Origin of the sequence: Paenibacillus spongiae (assembly GCF_024734895.1) — a bacterium.
Taxonomy (GTDB): domain Bacteria; phylum Bacillota; class Bacilli; order Paenibacillales; family Paenibacillaceae; genus Paenibacillus_Z; species Paenibacillus_Z spongiae.
The window spans coordinates 3,476,534-3,493,093 of the sequence record NZ_CP091430.1; the positions used below are offsets into that span (position 1 = coordinate 3,476,534).

Annotated in this window: 17 protein-coding genes and 1 riboswitch; all 17 genes read left to right on the top strand. The window is 46.9% G+C overall.

Annotated elements, in window-relative coordinates:
• Position 1: 1 nt before the first annotated feature.
• The 17 genes from L1F29_RS15920 (at position 2) to L1F29_RS16000 (ending at position 16,303) form a co-directional block, all read left to right on the top strand.
• Positions 2-1,690 (top strand): vWA domain-containing protein, encoded by a 1,689-nt coding sequence (locus L1F29_RS15920; RefSeq protein WP_258389278.1) that lies wholly within the window; start codon positions 2-4, stop codon positions 1,688-1,690.
• A gap of 21 nt (positions 1,691-1,711) precedes the next feature.
• Positions 1,712-2,851 carry a toxic anion resistance protein gene (locus L1F29_RS15925; RefSeq protein ID WP_258389279.1) on the top strand — a complete coding sequence of 380 codons (1,140 nt, stop codon included), beginning with the start codon at positions 1,712-1,714 and terminating at the stop codon, positions 2,849-2,851.
• A 334-nt stretch (positions 2,852-3,185) separates the two neighbouring features.
• Positions 3,186-3,464 carry a hypothetical protein gene (locus L1F29_RS15930; protein ID WP_258389280.1) on the top strand — a complete coding sequence of 93 codons (279 nt, stop codon included), beginning with the start codon at positions 3,186-3,188 and terminating at the stop codon, positions 3,462-3,464.
• A 49-nt stretch (positions 3,465-3,513) separates the two neighbouring features.
• Positions 3,514-4,140, top strand: a complete 627-nt coding sequence (locus L1F29_RS15935) for a GntR family transcriptional regulator (protein WP_258389281.1) — start codon at positions 3,514-3,516, stop codon at positions 4,138-4,140.
• Positions 4,141-4,340: 200 nt separating this feature from the next.
• Positions 4,341-4,477: riboswitch (cyclic di-AMP (ydaO/yuaA leader) on the top strand.
• Positions 4,478-4,570: 93 nt separating this feature from the next.
• Positions 4,571-5,761 (top strand): KamA family radical SAM protein, encoded by a 1,191-nt coding sequence (locus tag L1F29_RS15940; protein WP_258389282.1) that lies wholly within the window; start codon positions 4,571-4,573, stop codon positions 5,759-5,761.
• A gap of 432 nt (positions 5,762-6,193) precedes the next feature.
• Positions 6,194-7,093, top strand: a complete 900-nt coding sequence (ehuB, locus tag L1F29_RS15945; RefSeq protein ID WP_258389283.1) for an ectoine/hydroxyectoine ABC transporter substrate-binding protein EhuB — start codon at positions 6,194-6,196, stop codon at positions 7,091-7,093.
• Positions 7,093-7,749: an ectoine/hydroxyectoine ABC transporter permease subunit EhuC gene (ehuC, locus tag L1F29_RS15950; protein WP_258389284.1), complete on the top strand. Its 657-nt coding sequence runs from the start codon at positions 7,093-7,095 to the stop codon at positions 7,747-7,749. The genes ehuB and ehuC overlap by 1 nt, the downstream gene beginning before the upstream one ends.
• Positions 7,750-7,752: 3 nt before the next feature.
• Entirely contained in the window at positions 7,753-8,427 is a 675-nt protein-coding gene (gene ehuD, locus L1F29_RS15955) for an ectoine/hydroxyectoine ABC transporter permease subunit EhuD (protein ID WP_258389285.1), read from the top strand.
• Positions 8,424-9,269, top strand: coding sequence for an ectoine/hydroxyectoine ABC transporter ATP-binding protein EhuA (gene ehuA / locus L1F29_RS15960; RefSeq protein ID WP_309252402.1), 846 nt, complete (start codon positions 8,424-8,426; stop codon positions 9,267-9,269). The genes ehuD and ehuA overlap by 4 nt, the downstream gene beginning before the upstream one ends.
• Before the next feature lie 74 nt (positions 9,270-9,343).
• Positions 9,344-9,769 carry a diaminobutyrate acetyltransferase gene (gene ectA / locus L1F29_RS15965; RefSeq protein WP_258389286.1) on the top strand — a complete coding sequence of 142 codons (426 nt, stop codon included), beginning with the start codon at positions 9,344-9,346 and terminating at the stop codon, positions 9,767-9,769.
• 29 nt (positions 9,770-9,798) lie between these two features.
• Positions 9,799-11,100, top strand: a complete 1,302-nt coding sequence (gene ectB, locus L1F29_RS15970; protein WP_258389287.1) for a diaminobutyrate--2-oxoglutarate transaminase — start codon at positions 9,799-9,801, stop codon at positions 11,098-11,100.
• 20 nt (positions 11,101-11,120) lie between these two features.
• Positions 11,121-11,504 (top strand): ectoine synthase, encoded by a 384-nt coding sequence (locus L1F29_RS15975; RefSeq protein WP_258389288.1) that lies wholly within the window; start codon positions 11,121-11,123, stop codon positions 11,502-11,504.
• A gap of 36 nt (positions 11,505-11,540) precedes the next feature.
• Positions 11,541-12,404 carry an ectoine hydroxylase gene (gene thpD, locus L1F29_RS15980; protein ID WP_258389701.1) on the top strand — a complete coding sequence of 288 codons (864 nt, stop codon included), beginning with the start codon at positions 11,541-11,543 and terminating at the stop codon, positions 12,402-12,404.
• Between the two features lie 157 nt (positions 12,405-12,561).
• Complete coding sequence (locus L1F29_RS15985; RefSeq protein ID WP_258389289.1) at positions 12,562-12,747, top strand: hypothetical protein; 186 nt, start codon at positions 12,562-12,564, stop codon at positions 12,745-12,747.
• Positions 12,748-13,163: 416 nt separating this feature from the next.
• Complete coding sequence (locus L1F29_RS15990) at positions 13,164-14,492, top strand: ABC transporter substrate-binding protein (RefSeq protein WP_258389290.1); 1,329 nt, start codon at positions 13,164-13,166, stop codon at positions 14,490-14,492.
• Between the two features lie 56 nt (positions 14,493-14,548).
• Entirely contained in the window at positions 14,549-15,457 is a 909-nt protein-coding gene (locus L1F29_RS15995; protein ID WP_258389291.1) for a carbohydrate ABC transporter permease, read from the top strand.
• Between the two features lie 18 nt (positions 15,458-15,475).
• On the top strand, positions 15,476-16,303 hold the full coding sequence (locus L1F29_RS16000; RefSeq protein ID WP_258389292.1) for a carbohydrate ABC transporter permease: 828 nt from the start codon (positions 15,476-15,478) through the stop codon (positions 16,301-16,303).
• Positions 16,304-16,560: the final 257 nt, after the last annotated feature.

The window sequence follows — 16,560 nt, forward strand, 5'->3', positions numbered from 1 at the left end:
AATGGCAAAGCAGAGCAAGGTTTTCCTCCTATTCATTATTCTCGTTGCATTCGTGTTCGCACTCGTATATTTCGGAATAAATCTGACTTCTAACTGGGGGAAAACGAAATCGCAGGTAGCTTCGGAAGACGCCGATAAGCAGTTAAGCGAGCTTTACTCCGATATCTCGATTACGACTGCCGAACCGGTGAAGGGTCAGATCGACCTTAATCCAGCAGACGTGGCGGAGTCGCTGCCGGATATCGCTAAATTCCCGATAACCGTTGACAACACCACGGATCAATATGTAGAGGTATTCTCTTCTACCGAGAAATCGGGCACGGGAGTCGACGGGTGGTTGACAGAGGTAGCAAACGAATTTAACAAGGCGAATATCGTTATTAACGGGAAGCCCGCTTCTGTGAAAATTCGGAATATCGCTTCCGGCACAGCTGCAGATTATATTAAATCCGGCAAATATGTCCCTGACGCCTTCACGCCTTCGAACGAATTATGGGGTGAAATGGTAAAGGCGAGCGGCGTTAAGACCGCGCTTATATCGAAGCGGCTTGTTGGAAACGTCCCTGGCATTGTTATAGTCAAGGCGAAGTACGATGCCCTGGTAGACACCTACGGGGCGGTGAATGTCAAGACCGTTACGGAAGCATTAGCCAATAACGAGTTCGCTATGGGATACACGGATCCTTTCGCCAGCTCCACCGGGCTAAACTTTCTTGTAACTGCCCTCAATACGTTCGATAGCGCGAATATTTTGGGTGACCAGGCCGTTCAAGGGTTTGAAAAGTTTCAAGCCAATGTGCCGTTCATTGCATCGACTACCATACAAATGCGAGACGCGGCGAAGTCCGGTATGCTTGACGGGTTTGTGCTGGAGTACCAAACCTACGTCAATGCGGCCGACTTAAAGAATGGTTATGTGTTCACTCCCTTTGGTGTAAGGCATGACAGTCCGCTGTACGCGTTAGGCGATGTGCCCGCTGAGAAGTTAGAGATCATAAAGAAGTTTGCCGAGTTTGTCGAGCAAGGCGAATATCAGACGCTGGCAAAGAAGAACGGCTTCAATAATCTTGACGACTATAAGGCGGAGCTAGAAGCTATCGATGGCAGTCTACTGTCTGCCGCGCAGAAGCTGTGGAAAGAAAAGAAGAACGGAAATAAACCGATAGCGGCCGTGTTCGTAACCGATGTTTCCGGAAGTATGGCGGGTGAACCCCTGAACCGCTTGAAAGAGTCGTTATTGAAAGGCCAGAAGTTTCTGGGGAAGGAGAACAGTATCGGTCTCGTTTCCTATTCCGATGATGTAACGATTAATCTTCCTATCGGGAAATACGATACGAATCAGCAGTCCATGTTTGTGGGGGCGGTGAACAACCTTCAAGCCAGCGGAGGTACGGCTACTTTCGATGGAATCTTAGTGGCGTTGAAAATGCTTCGAGATGAGGCAGCCCTTCATCCCGATAGCAGACCGATCATCTTTGTCCTAAGTGATGGCGAGACGAATGAGGGTTATTCGCTTAAAGATATTAAAGGATTAATCGAGAACTACAAGGTTCCGATCTACACGATCGGATACAATGCCAATATTCAAGCGCTTCAAAGTATTTCGAGTATCAATGAGGCCGCCAGTATCAATGCAGATACGGATGATGTTGTCTACAAAATCGGGAACTTGTTTAACGTTCAGATGTAATTGAAACCGGGGAGGAATACCATGTCATTCACAATGGAAGTGCCCAGCCAGGAAGAGATCAAGGTTGCGATCGAAGAGCAGGTTAAACCCGTTCCCGAAGAGGTGGTGAAGCTTAAAGAAGCCGCGGAGAGCAATGTAGCAGCGATCATGGAACTGGATATCGAGTCGCTTGAGAAGCGTAAAGAAATACTGCAGTCTATCGATGCTTATGGGATTCATACAATGAAATCATCTTCGGATAAAAACGCTCTGCTGCAGGTTTCGGTGGGGAATCTCTCCAAAACGGGTGATGATGGGGGGCAGGTAGCCAAGGGTCTCGCGGAGCTGCATAAGCAGCTCAAGGATTTGGATCCAAGCGTAGTCGACTTTGCTAAGAGAGGTTTCCTTGGCAAGTTATTCAATCCGCTCCGCGCTTACTTTCTCAAATATGAAAAGGCTGATGCAGTTATTGCGGATATCGTTGTTTCTCTAGATAAGGGGAAGATCACCCTCAAGAACGACAACACGACGCTGGAGATTGAACAGCAGTCGCTCCGGGATTTGACGAAAAAGCTTCAGAAGGAAATTCAGCTCGGTGTACTAATGGATGAGTCAATCGAATCGCAGATCGAAACGGCGAAACTGCGTAACGAAGACACTGACAAGATCCGATTCATCACCGAAGAAGTATTGTTTCCTCTACGGCAGAGGGTAATGGACTTGCAGCAAATGTTAGTTGTCAACCAGCAGGGAATCATGGCAATCGAAGTGGTCATCAGGAATAATAAAGAATTGATTCGAGGGGTAGACCGGGCCAAGAATGTTACGATATCGGCGTTGAAGATTTCCGTAACGGTTGCAAGTGCTCTCTATAATCAGAAGATCGTTCTGAGAAAGATCGAGCTCTTAAACCAAACCACGAATGAACTGATCGCCGGCACATCCAGAATGTTGAAGAATCAAGGGGCTGAGATCCACAAGCAATCGCTTGAAACGAGCATTTCAGTAGAGACGCTCAAAGAAGCCTTTACGGACGTATTGTCGGCACTGGATTCGATCAGTACTTATAAACAGGAAGCATTGCCGAGAATGCGTGAAACGATCACGCAGTTCCGGGAGTTGGCAGATGTTGGCGAGCAGCAAATTCTGCGTCTGGAGAAAGGTCATAAGTTAGGGCTGTAATATGTACACATGATCGGATAACGATTAATGGCATTAATGAAATACAGCTGAATCGAAAACTCGTTATGTGGGAATAAAGAGAGCCTAGCCGCGATCAGGCTCTCTTTATATTTCACTGAAAAGGCCATTCGTGGACATCCGTTGAACGTGACGGATGTCCAATTTCTTTCCTGTTCAAAATCAACAAGCTGAATTAATTACTGCTCCCAATGACGAAGCGACTTAGACAGATTGATTGAAGACTTGGAACATGGTAGTCTGATCATGAGGCAGCTTAATGCCGTGTAACGATACTTCTACAAATGAGTTTATTGCTGAGAGGAGCGAAACGTAAATGTCATTGATTTATACATACAATAAGAAGGTTATACAAATTGAGGAAACAAAGAACGAATCGGATTTTGAATTTGATATCAAATTTATTGAGGATAAATACATGGCAGGGATGAAGCAGATTCAGAAGGGCTTTGAAGAGAATAAAGTATACACCGATGTCTTATTCTATCCTTACGACAGTCATCACTACAGAATTATCGTACGTCAAGATTACTATGTGGATTTTGTTTTGGCGTTATTGAAACATCAACTATTAGTTAGCGTGGAGTGGAGTTAGTCTTGGCTCGAAAAATAGTAAATCACACGATAAGGGGAAAGACGAATCGATGCCGGAAACAGAAAAGGCAGGCTATAAATCGATAGCTCTTGATATCGCACAAAGAATCGTAAGCGGAGAATTTCTTGTATCCAGTAAGATTTCAGGACGTTCACTCCTGGCAGGGCAGTACCATGTATCTCCCGAAACCATTCGTAAAGCCATTGGATTATTGAGGGAAGAGAATATCGTATCCGTCTCTCAAGGGAAAGAAATCACCGTCTTGTCTAGTCACAACGCTTATGAATATATAACGAAACACGATTATTTGAAATCCGTGTATTCCCTTAAACAAAATTTGCAGCTCTTGCTTCAGGAAAAACTAGCCATAGATCAGAAATTTGAATCACTCCTTACGGAGATTATTGATGCTTCTGACCGGTTGCAAAATCTTAAACCGTATAATCCCATCGATCTAAAAATATCACCGCATTCACATGTGGTAGGGCAAACGATCGGCAATCTGCAATTTTGGCAAAATACGGGTGCTACCATTATCGCGCTGCGTAGGGGAACGCATGTCTCCATCTCGCCGGGACCGCATGTTGTGTTAAGAGAAGACGATATTCTGGTTGTTGTTGGAGATGAGAAAATTTTTGAAGTGACAGGGCAATTCATAAATAAGCCTCGAATATAATCAAAATCAATGGAGCGGCAGGGGAGGAGTCCCTTGTCTATTTTTTATTCCCTTTTCTTTCGCTCAACTAGTGCATGGTTAGCATTATTAATGTTTACTATTAATTTACAAACAACTTCAATATTATCAATAGGTTGTCAGAAGGAGAGGGATCTGTTATAGTTTAATTAGTCCATTTGAAGTTCTTGCTAGTACAATTTCATATCGAACTGCTTAATTTCCGATATTCCGGAAAGCGGGGGACCCATTATCAGGGGCGAATCGATCCATGAGGATCGTAGGGAACCATCTATCCCGAGTCCGTCAGCTAACCTCGTCAGCCTTAGATGGGTCATTATTCTCTGTAGAGCGATAAACTCTGCTTGTTTCTTGACCCGTGTTAATGGGTCTTTTTTTGTTGTCATAATACATTTTGAAGGAGGAGGTTCTTATGCCACAACCGAAATACATGACGGACATCGGCAAATTGACGAATATTCCGGAGAAAGAACGGGAGAAATTGAAGCTTATTACGGACAAGTTCGTTTTTCGAGTGAATGATTATTACTTGAATTTAATTGATTGGGATGATCCGAACGATCCGGTCCGTAAGCTAGTCATTCCAAATGAGGATGAACTTGGGGAGTATGGGCGATGGGATGCATCGGACGAAGATACGAATTATGTCGTTCCAGGATGCCAACACAAGTATAATTCGACGGCACTTCTTATTGTATCTGAGGTATGCGGTGCTTATTGCCGATATTGTTTTCGAAAGCGGCTTTTCCGTAATGACGTTAAAGAAGCCGTGTCGGATATAGAACCAGGCTTACAGTATATTGCACAGCATCCGGAAATCAGTAACGTTCTACTGACCGGTGGCGACAGCCTGATCCTTGGAACCGCGAAGCTGAAGATTATCCTTGAACGCTTAAGAGCCATTGAACACGTGAAAATCATTCGCCTAGGTTCGAAAATGCCCGTATTTAATCCGATGCGGATCTACGAGGACGAGGCGTTATTGGAGACGTTTAAGGAATATTCAACACCTGAGAAAAGAATTTATGTCATGGCACATATTAATCATCCGCGCGAGATCACTCCGGAAGCCATTCAAGGATTCACGGCCCTGCAGAAAGCGGGGGTGATTCTAGTAAACCAGACACCAATACTTCGCGGTATAAATGATGATCCGAAAATCCTGGGGGAGCTGCTCGATAAGCTGTCCGAGGCTGGGGTAACCCCGTACTATTTCTTTATCAATAGGCCAGTCGCGGGCAACAACGCTTTTGTTCTGCCTTTGCGGGAAGTTTACGATATCGTCGAGCAAGCTAAAGCGCTAACGTCTGGTTTAGGCAAGAGGGTTCGCTTGTCCATGAGCCATACCTCCGGAAAAATTGAAATTCTTGCTATCGAGGAAGGTAAGGCTTATCTGAAATATCACCAATCAAGAGACGGCCACTATGGCCGATTCATGATATTGGATTGCCCCGAACAGGCGACATGGTTCGATGACCTTCCGGGGAATGAGCAATATTGGAGAAAGCCTGTGAAAAAAACAAATGCGGTAGTTTCCGTTAACACACTAGCGGATATGCCTGCGGCATCAAGAAAAGTGAAGAGATTAAATAGCAACCATTAGTTTGAATCGTGACGCGACTTCTTTACGGGACGATCCAATCGATTGCAAAGGATGCCATTCATATCGTTCTGCTAGCCAATACAAACAAGTTATAATAAGCGAGCCTAAATGGGGTCGCTTTTTTATGTTTATCGAAATATAGCGATTTAGATCGATATTTTGTCATATATTATTAATTACATGAATTTAGATGCAGTTATCTTTAATTATCTCATATTTACTTAATAGGAAGCGATATATCTTCAAGTCGAACTGGGTAGTATTCGGGAGAATAGGGGAGGAAAAAGCTGGATGAGACTGGTCAGATCCCCATATCCTTGCTGAGCGGACCTGAGCTGACGTGAAGGGCTTATATCAAGGGTGAGCCTTATTGGTTACTCATGTTATGATCATTAACGTGTTCAATAACGAATCCGAAAGGAGTGAGGAAAATTGAGGAAATGGATTCATGCTGTTCTTTGCTTAATGTTGATCGGTTTCTTGATGGGATGCAGTTCAGATGAGGACAAAGCCAACGAAGGAACTAACACGAACGAACCCGCTGCTAAGGAGACAACATTAGCCAAAGCGCAGCGAGAAGGGTATATTACCGTGGGGTTCGCCAATGAACGACCTTATGCCTATGCTACACCAGAGGGCAAACTTACCGGAGAAGCTGTTGAGATCTCACGCAAGATCTTAACTAATCTAGGCATCGAGCAAATGGATGGCGTACTTACTGAATTCGGTTCTCTTATCCCGGGGCTCAAAGCCGAGCGTTACGACATGATCACGGCAGGTATGTTTATTACTCAAGAACGTGCGAAACAGGTGGCTTTCGCCAATCCGGAGTATAGCATAGGCGAAGCTATAGCGGTGAAGAAAGGAAATCCATTGAAATTACATAGTTATGAGGACATCAAAGCAAATCCTAAAGCTAAAATTGCCGTCATGGTCGGTGCGATCGAAGCGGATTACTTGAAGAGCGTCGGCGTATCCGAATCGCAAATCCTGTCGGTTCCGGATCAGCCTTCTGCCATCTCCGCCTTACAGTCCGGACGCGCCGACGCAATCACGATGACAGGTCCATCACTGCAGTCCATGCTAGAGTCCGCAAAGGATGATAATCTCGAGCGTGTCATGGATTTCGAACAACCGATCGTCGATGGTGAAAGCGTTAGAGGCTATGGGGCGGCCGTATTTCGCATAGGCGACGATGAATTCAGAGAAGCATTCAACGCGGAACTTGAGAAACTAAAGGAATCCGGCGAACTGCTAGAAATTCTAAAGACATTCGGATTTACAGAGCAAGAACTTCCGGGTGACGTTACGACAGAGGAACTGCTAAAGTAATGGAATGGCTATCACTGGATTTGCTGCCGCCCTTGCTTACAGGATTAAAGACCACGTTACTCTTAACTTTCTATAGTATTATCGTTGCTCTCTGCTGTGCCTTCCTAGCGGGGATTGGCCGATTATCGCGCTCTCCGATATTACGAGGCATCATCACGGCATATGTTGAAATCTTTCGTGGAACGTCGCTGCTTGTACAGTTGTTCTGGATCTACTTTGCGCTGCCGATGCTTCTGGATATACGGTTGTCAGCGATGACCGCAGCTGTCCTTGCCCTTGGGTTGAACTATGGAGCCTACGGTTCGGAAGTGGTAAGAAGTTCGATACTCGCAGTTCCCAAAGGACAAATCGAAGCTTCGATCGCCTTAAACATGACACCCTATCAACGGATGAGAAGGATTGTCCTGCCGCAAGCTTGGGCAATGATGCTGCCTGGATTCGGAAATTTACAGATCGAATTGTTAAAAGGAACTTCACTTGTCTATCTCATCACATTGATGGATGTGACCTATCAAGGAATAACGCTGCGCTCGTATGATATTTCCCGGACCCCTGCCATATTCGCGTGGCTGCTGATTCTATATTTTATAGTGGCATATGCGCTAACTTTAATCATTCGGCTCGCTGAACGCAAAGCAACCGCAGGGAGGGGATAGCCGATGTGGGATTGGCAATATGCAAAATCAATCTTACCCAAACTGCTGGAAGTGATCCCAACGACGTTGGCTGCTACATTTGCAGGTTTTATCATCGCTTGTCTGCTTGGCTTACCAATCGCGCTGGCCAAAAGATCTAGCAGCAAATGGATTTCTTTTCCGGTTATTGCAGTTACGGAATTCATTCGAAGCACACCGCTGCTCATTCAATTGTTCGTATTGGTTTTTGTCCTGCCGCAAAGCTTAGGCATCATCTTATCACCCTTTCTGGCCGGCATATTGGGTATGGGCATCCATTACAGTACCTACCTGTCCGAAGTATATCGATCCGGCATTGATGCTATTCCTAAGGGTCAATGGGAGGCAAGCATCGCACTGAATTTCAGCAAGACTCGTACATGGACCCGTATCGTGCTTCCGCAATCCATTCCTCCGACAATTCCCGTTATGGGCAATTATTTGATCGTCATGTTCAAAGAAACGCCTACCTTGTCAGCGATCACGGTTGTGGAATTGCTTATGACGGCGAAAGTTGTGGGCTCTGCGTCATTCAAATATGTCGAAGCGTTTACTTTGGTTGGTGTGATCTTCTTCCTGCTCAGTTATCCTTCCGCCCTTCTTGTCCGTGCGCTGGAACGACGTATGAAACGAAGAGAAAGGAGAGGTTTAGCTAGATGAGTCAGAATATTCGGAAAATAAAGTCGGACAAACCGATTGTGAGTTACAGGAAAGTAACGAAATCTTTCGGTGATCATACGGTTCTTAAAGAACTGGATTTGGATATTCTTCCGGGTGAGAAGATTGCCTTAATCGGACCTAGCGGTTCCGGCAAGACGACGATTGCACGTCTTCTAATGACCTTGGAAGCACCGACTTCAGGTACTATCGAGGTCGATGGCGAAATGTTGTGGCACATGCAGAGTAGAGGTAAACTGGTAGCCGCAAATGAACAACATTTGCATCAGGTACGCAGTAAAATAGGAATGGTCTTTCAGCATTTTAATCTATTTCCTCATATGACTATCCTTCGTAACGTTACAGAAGCGCTGGTCCATGTTCTTAAGATGCCCAAGGCCGAAGCTAAACAGCGAGCAATGGACATATTGGAGAGGGTAGGTTTGAAGGAGCATACAAACCACTATCCTTCACAATTGTCTGGCGGGCAGAAACAACGAGTCGCGATCGCAAGAGCACTTGTGATGCAGCCGCAAATCATGTTGTTTGACGAGGTAACTTCAGCGCTTGATCCAGAATTGGTTGGAGAGGTGTTGGATGTGATCAAGGGGATTGCCTCCGAAGGAGACATGGCTATGATTCTCATCACGCATGAAATGGATTTTGCCCGCGAAGTAGCCGATCGTGTCCTATTCACGGACGGAGGGGTCATTGTCGAACAAGGAAAGCCGAAGGAAATATTCGAAAATCCGGAAAGCCCCCGATTGCAATCTTTCTTAGCCCGATTTTTAAAGGGGCAATCCGATCATGAAGCCGATCATCGGATCGCGGCAGGTACAGAATGATACCTGCTGACAAGAATATAGAGGCAGTTCAATGTCGGCTTCCAAATATCGGCGATGGCGCGGAGATTTGGAGGATGGTACGGGATTGCGGTACGCTGGATCTGAACTCGCCGTATTACTATTTGACGATGAGCCAGTGGTTCTCGGAAACCTGCAGGCTTGCGGAGGATCGAATATTGAAACGCCTCATCGGCTTGTTGACTGGATTTCGACAGCCATCTAATCCCGATACCCTGTTCGTCTGGCAGATTGCGGTTGACAAACGTTATCAAGGAAGAGGGATTGCCCGGAAACTTCTCGATGAGGTGACAGACCATCCGGAAATAAGATACCTTGAGGCGACTATTGCACCTTCCAATCATGCCTCACGGCGTTTGTTTGCAAGCTGGGCTTCCTCAAGAGGCGCTTCTATCGTTACTTCTCCCGGATTTGACGAGACATGTTTTCCGGATGGGGAGCACGAGCGAGAAGACTTATACCGGATTGGTCCTATTAAGTAAGTTATTATAGATGGGAGGAATTGAGAAAAATGAATGATTTGATCCAGGTAAGCGATCGTTTGCAAGTGTTCGGGAATCTCGAGTCGAATGTAAGAAGCTACTGCCGTTCGTTCCCCGCGAAGTTTAAACGTGCATCGGGTCATCAGTTGTGGGATGCAGAGGGAAGATCTTATATCGATTTTTTTGCCGGCGCGGGTGCGTTGAATTACGGCCATAATCCGCCGGAAATGAAAAAGAAGCTGATTAAATACCTTGTTGAGGACGGCATATCGCATAGTTTGGACATGGCCACGGAAGCTAAAGAACGGTTTCTTACAAGATTTAACGATGTCATTCTGAAGCCGCGAGGATTGAATTATAAAATCATGTTTCCTGGCCCAACGGGGACGAACTCCGTAGAAAGCGCTTTGAAGCTGGCCCGTAAAGTGACAGGCAGACAAACGATAATGAGCTTCACGAATGCATTTCATGGCATGACTTTAGGAGCTCTAGCAGTCACCGGGAATAAATTCAAGCGAAGCGGCGCGGGAGTTCCTCTGAACCATACGTTATCAATGCCTTATGACGGATATATGGGGCGAGACGTGAATTCAATTGATTACATTGAAAGTTTCTTGAAAGACAGCGGAAGCGGAATATCGCTTCCGGCTGCGGTTATCGTGGAGACGCTCCAAGGTGAAGGGGGGATTAATGCTGCCTCTGACGAATGGTTAATCGGCTTGGCGAATCTTTGTCAGACATACGGTATGCTGCTCATTGTTGACGACGTACAGATGGGCTGCGGCAGAACCGGAACATTCTTTAGCTTCGAGCATTGCGGGATCGTTCCTGATCTTGTATGCATGTCCAAGTCAATAGGCGGTTATGGGCTTCCTATGGCCCTTACACTAATGAAGCCTGAGCTTGATCTTTGGGAACCGGGTGAGCATAACGGTACTTTCAGGGGCAATAATTTAGCTTTCATAACCGCTGCAGCAGCGCTGGACTATTGGGAGAGCCAGGCTTTCTCTCATGAAATCGAAGAAAAAGCCGAGCTCGTTTGCAATGCGCTTGTAGAAATCGTGGCCAGCGTGCCTGAACTCAAAGGAGAAGTCAAGGGAAAAGGGTTGATGCAAGGCATTGCTTTCGAAGCAGGCATCGCCGAAAAGATATCGGCACTTGCATTCGAGCGGGGGCTAATCCTGGAAACTTCCGGGACGGACAGCGAGGTCATTAAGATTATGCCTCCACTAACGATCGATAGAACGGGTTTGGTTTCGGGATTGCAAATACTTAAGGACTGTATATTCGATATAGCCGTCGATGTTAACTTACTCGTAAGTCATCCATAATCAGACAAGGAGGCTGCAGCATGATTGTAAGATATCTAGAAGAACGTATAGGTACCGAATATGATGTCGTCGCACCAACTTGGAATAGTAGGAGGTTACTGCTAAAGGACGATGGCGTAGGCTTCTCTCTTCATGATACTCGAATTCATGCAGGGACTGAAACCATGATATGGTATAAGCATCATGTAGAGGCTGTCTATTGCATTGAGGGAGAAGGAGAGATCGAGCTGGCGGAGACCCGTGAGAAGTTCCCGATTCGCGCAGGCATGCTGTACGTGTTGAACGGCCATGAGAAACATTGGCTAAGAGGAACGACTGATATGAGAATGGTATGCATATTTAATCCGGCTTGCAGCGGACGGGAAATTCATGATGAAGAAGGGGCTTACGAGGCCACGTCATAAATCTTCAAATAAGGAGAGTGTGAATAATTGTCGAAAATGATTGATCATTATCCTACTAGGATGCTAGAAAATCCGACATTCTTGGAACGTATAGACCCTGTCGTATATAACCATAAATTAAATCAGAAGGAAATCGAATTATCGCACCTTGCGTTTTATGAGGAGAACGGTTACTTGTTCTTGGAGCGTTTCTTTGAAGAAGATGAAGTGGAACGATTTAAATCCGAAACCCGACTTCTTTTATCGGCCAGCAGATCTGCTAAGAATCCCGAAGTTATTCTTGAGCCGGACGGAGATGAAGTAAGATCCGTATTCGCCGTTCATGAGAGCAATCGATTCTTCCACGACCTAGCGGCCCATCCAAGACTCCTGGCGGTTATTACTCAAATTCTAGGCAGCGATGTATACGTACATCAGTCGAGGGTTAATTTCAAACCCGGATTTACAGGAAAAGAATTTTATTGGCACTCCGACTTCGAGACATGGCATGCCGAAGACGGTATGCCTAGAATGCGGGCACTAAGCTGTTCTATTGCTCTCGAAGACAATACGCCATTCAATGGCGCATTAATGGTTATTCCAGGATCCCATCGGCTGTTCGTCAGCTGCGTCGGACAGACCCCTGTCGATCACTACAAAGACTCCTTGCGCCGTCAAGAGTACGGAGTGCCGGACCAAGAGAGTTTGACGCAACTCGTGAACGAAGGAGGTATCGAAATGCCAGTCGGGAAGGCGGGATCGGTTCTTTTGTTTGATTGTAACTTAATGCACGGATCGAACAGCAATATTTCCCCCATCCCTCGCAGCAATGCTTTCTTTGTTTATAATAGCGTATATAATCGACTTCAGGATCCGTTCTCCGCAAGTAAACCAAGACCGCAATTCATTGCTTCCAGATAGCTTAATGCATACATTGAATACAGCTGTTGCATTCCATGGAGTGTAACAGCTCTTCTTAGTTCGCCCGGCAAGGGCGCTATTTCTAGGGTTCAAGTCCGTAGCCATTAGCTCAAGACAAGGGTATCGATCGCGAAGTCGAATCTGAAGAGACAGCGCTTTGAAAACCGGTATGAGGGGGCTGAATGACGTACAGAGCGATTTCGCGAATCAGCTTTCCGGCCTCAGCATGATCCGCAAGCGGCTTGATTATTTCTATGCCGGAGACTTCAAGTTCTCGGTCGAGTCGGCTGCGGGGACAGGCACGAATGTGCGTTTGTCGGTGCCGATTACCGAGCATGAATAATAGGCGGCGTAAGCGCTGCTTTTTTGTGTTCGTTTTTCAGGAAAGCGTTTCCTTTTATCGGATGTCATAGGCAAACAAGGCTGATATAATCAAACCAAACTTGCGAAAAGGGCTAACGTCAATTTAGAGTACTGGCAATTCCGGTCGTCTATTACGGACAGCGCTGCAGAGTCGGGATCATTCCCGAATTAGCGACCATTGGGACACGAAGGCTAAGATATTGGCCGAACACCGCAGCCAGGTAGGGGATTGACTGAACGACCAATATGCCGTGTCTCATGCGGAAGGCAGGAAAGCACACAGCGTAACCGGTGGAGGGACTTACATCCCCCGAGCAGGAGATTGTAACGGTCGATCTATTTACTGGCACTGAGTTCAAGTTGCATTTCTAATCATTTGAAAGAGGAGCGATACAAATGAATCCAAAAAAATGGTTTCACGTAGCAATGGTCTTAATGCTCATGCTTTCTCTGGCATTATCGGCCTGTTCCTCCGGCAAGTCCGCAGATGAGGGAGAGAAGAGCACAGACAAGCCGGATGTGAAGCAAGAAGAACCGGCAGCATCCGGCGAGAAAACGACCATCCGCTTCTCCACTTGGTATGGCCCGGGAGATATTGATATCTGGAAAGAAGTCATCAAGAGATTCGAAGCCGAAAACCCGAATATAACCGTTAAATTCGAACCGTTAGATTTCGGCGCCTATTGGCAGAAGCTTCCTACACAGCTTGCTTCCAAATCAGCTCCTGATGTTATCGGCATGCACGTAGGGATTGTATACGGATACGTAGAGAAAGATCAGTTGGCGCCGCTGGACGACTATATCAAGGTTGGCGGCAATCAGGATAAGCTGCCCGAATCGATTACCGCCGAAGGGCAGTGGCCGAAGGACAGCCCGCAGCAATATGCGTTGCCGTGGCGTTTCACGGGCGGAGCGTTGTTCGTCAACTTGACGGCGTTCAAGGATGCCGGCGTCGAGTATCCGGAGAACGGCTGGACGATCGAGCAGTTTACGGAAGCCGCTAAGAAATTGACGAACACCAACAGGTTCGGATTACTGGCCCCGGGCGGCTCGATGCAAGCCGGATTGATGGGCGCTTTCGGCACTGAACCGACGACCGCCGACAAGCTGCACAGCAACTACAACACGCCGGAAATGCTGGCGTTCAAGACGTGGGTTCACGATTTGATCTGGAAAGAGAAGGTCGCTCCGAACCCGAAGGATGTCGACAGCAAGGTCGATCCGTTCGTCGCCGGCAAAGTGGTTATGTCCATCGGCGGTGCGTGGAATTTCCCGGTATACCGGGAAATACAAAATTTCGAATGGGATGTCGCGCCGATGCCGACCAAAGACGGCAAGTCCAAGACGTATGCGGGACCGGATATGATGAGCGTGACGAAGGACAGCAAGAACAAGGAAGCGGCCTGGAAGTTTGTCGAATTTGCTGTCTACAATCAGAAAGCCCAGGAGCTGTTAAGAACAACCGGACTTCCGATGTTGAAGGAAGATTTTGCCAACAGCGCTCTTATTGATGAATTTGCCGCTCAAAAGCCTGCGCATTTTAAGGTGTTCCTGGATGGCGCTGTAAACAACGGGATCGGATATGCGTTTACGAAGAAGTATTTCGAGACTGGCAAGCTGTTTGGCGATTCCGACGTGAAAATAATGCAGAGCCCGAATTCCGACATCAAGAAGGAGCTTGAAAGTCTTCATGTGCTCGTCAACAAAGAATTCGAGAAACAGTAACGAATACAGGGGGATAGTTCTCGACAAACTATCCCCCATTTAAGGCGGTGAATCGGATGCGCGACGATCAAGCGCGGGAGCTCCCGCGAAAACCTGCGAAGAAAAAGCTGATGGGCCAAGACGCGTTATGGGCTTTCGTTCTGTTGATCCCTTTGGTTGTGGGCATTGGGTTGATTTATTTTTCGGCGGTATTCGGATTTGCGATGAGCTTTACCAGCTGGGATATTGTGCGTAAGGCACAATGGATCGGATTGGACAACTACAAGACGCTCGCATACGATGGCCTCGTCTGGAAAGCCATGTACAATACGTTGATTTTCCTGGTCATATCCATCCCTGCCAAACTCATTATCAGCTTTGCGCTGGCCATTTTGTTAAATCAGAAATTAAAAGGCATCAAGCTGTTCAGGCTCATTTACTTTTTTCCTACCGCCTGCTCGGTCGTGGCCATCGCGCTTGTCTGGGGATACCTGTATGGTACCGACGGTTTTCTGAATACGCTTCTGCAGGATATCGGGCTTCCCAAGGTGTATTGGATGGATGAACACAATGCGATGGGCTCGATCGCGATCATGGGCGTGTGGGGCAGCATGGGGTTTATTGCTTTGCTCTTCCTTGCGGGACTGCAGAACGTTCCGACGGAATACTATGAAGCAAGCCGGGTTGACGGGGCGTCCAGATGGCAGCAGCTATGGAATATTACGATCCCTCTGATCACCCCGACGACCTTCTTTATTCTGATTACGCAAGTCATCGGCGCCTTCCAGATGTTCGGAGAGGTGTACTTGCTGTCGGGTCCGCTCGATTCGACGCTGACCATCGTTCAGTATATCTTCAACGAAGCGTTTCAGGGCTTCCGGATGGGCTATGCCTCGGCTTTATCCTACTTGCTGATTCTGATCATCTTCATCATTACGGTCATCCAATTGAGGCTGCAGAAGAAATGGGTGCATTATGATCTGTAAAGAGGGGAGGGGAATGTGATGGAACATACGACCCAGCAGGCGATTAAATCGGTTCAATATATCATTTTGCTCGCACTGAGCGTTGTCATCTTATTTCCGTTTGCCTGGCTGCTGCTGTCGTCGTTCAAGGATAATTTTGAAATCATGTCGGGCAACCATCTCATTCCGAAAAATTGGACGTTTGACAATTACGTCAAGATCATGACCGAAATTCCGATGTTGACCTTTTTCAAGAACAGCGCATTCATAGCGGTGATGGCGACGATCGGCGGAATATTTGCCAGCGCCATGTCGGCGTTCGTGTTTGCCAAGCTGCAGTTCAAAGGCCGCGACACGCTGTTCACGATGGTGCTTGTCGTCATGATGATTCCCGGAGTCGTAACGATGATCCCTCTGTTCATCATTATCAAGTCTGTCGGTCTGATGGACAGCTTGTGGGCGCTTATATTGCCGAATTGGACAGGGGCCGCATTCAGCGTATTTTTCTTGAGGCAGCATATGATGTCCATCCCTCACGATCTCTACGAGTCGGCCAAGATGGAGGGCTGCAGTCCGTTCCGGATTTTTATGACGATCTATCTTCCCCTTGTCAAATCGGCATTGGCGACGCTTGCCGTGCTTAATTTCATCGGCCATTGGAACGATCTGCTCGGACCGCTCATCTATTTGAATTCTCCGGAGAAAATGACGATCACTGTAGGCATTTCGTACTTCCGCGGGCAGTATGTCACCGACTATCCGGTCGTACTGGCCGGCGTCTTCCTGAGTTTGATTCCGACCGTAGTGGTCTTTATGTTCTTACAGAAATATTTGACAAAAGGCATGTTGATTAGCGGTCTGAAATAGGATACGAATACATTGCATGTTTACGGAGGGAAAACGTATAGTTTTCCCTCTTTTTCGTGTGCGCCACGCTTGGCGAATAACTAGGCGGTGAAAGTCCGCTGTGGGGTGACCAACCACTAGCCAAGAGCAAGGGTGTCCATCGCGAGGTGGAATCTGAAGGAAGCTGGAGGCAATATTCCGGCCCGAGGAATACGAACATCATCAGGCATAAGGCATGGGATGAGGTTGCACGACAAGACGAAGTCCATTGAGGGGCT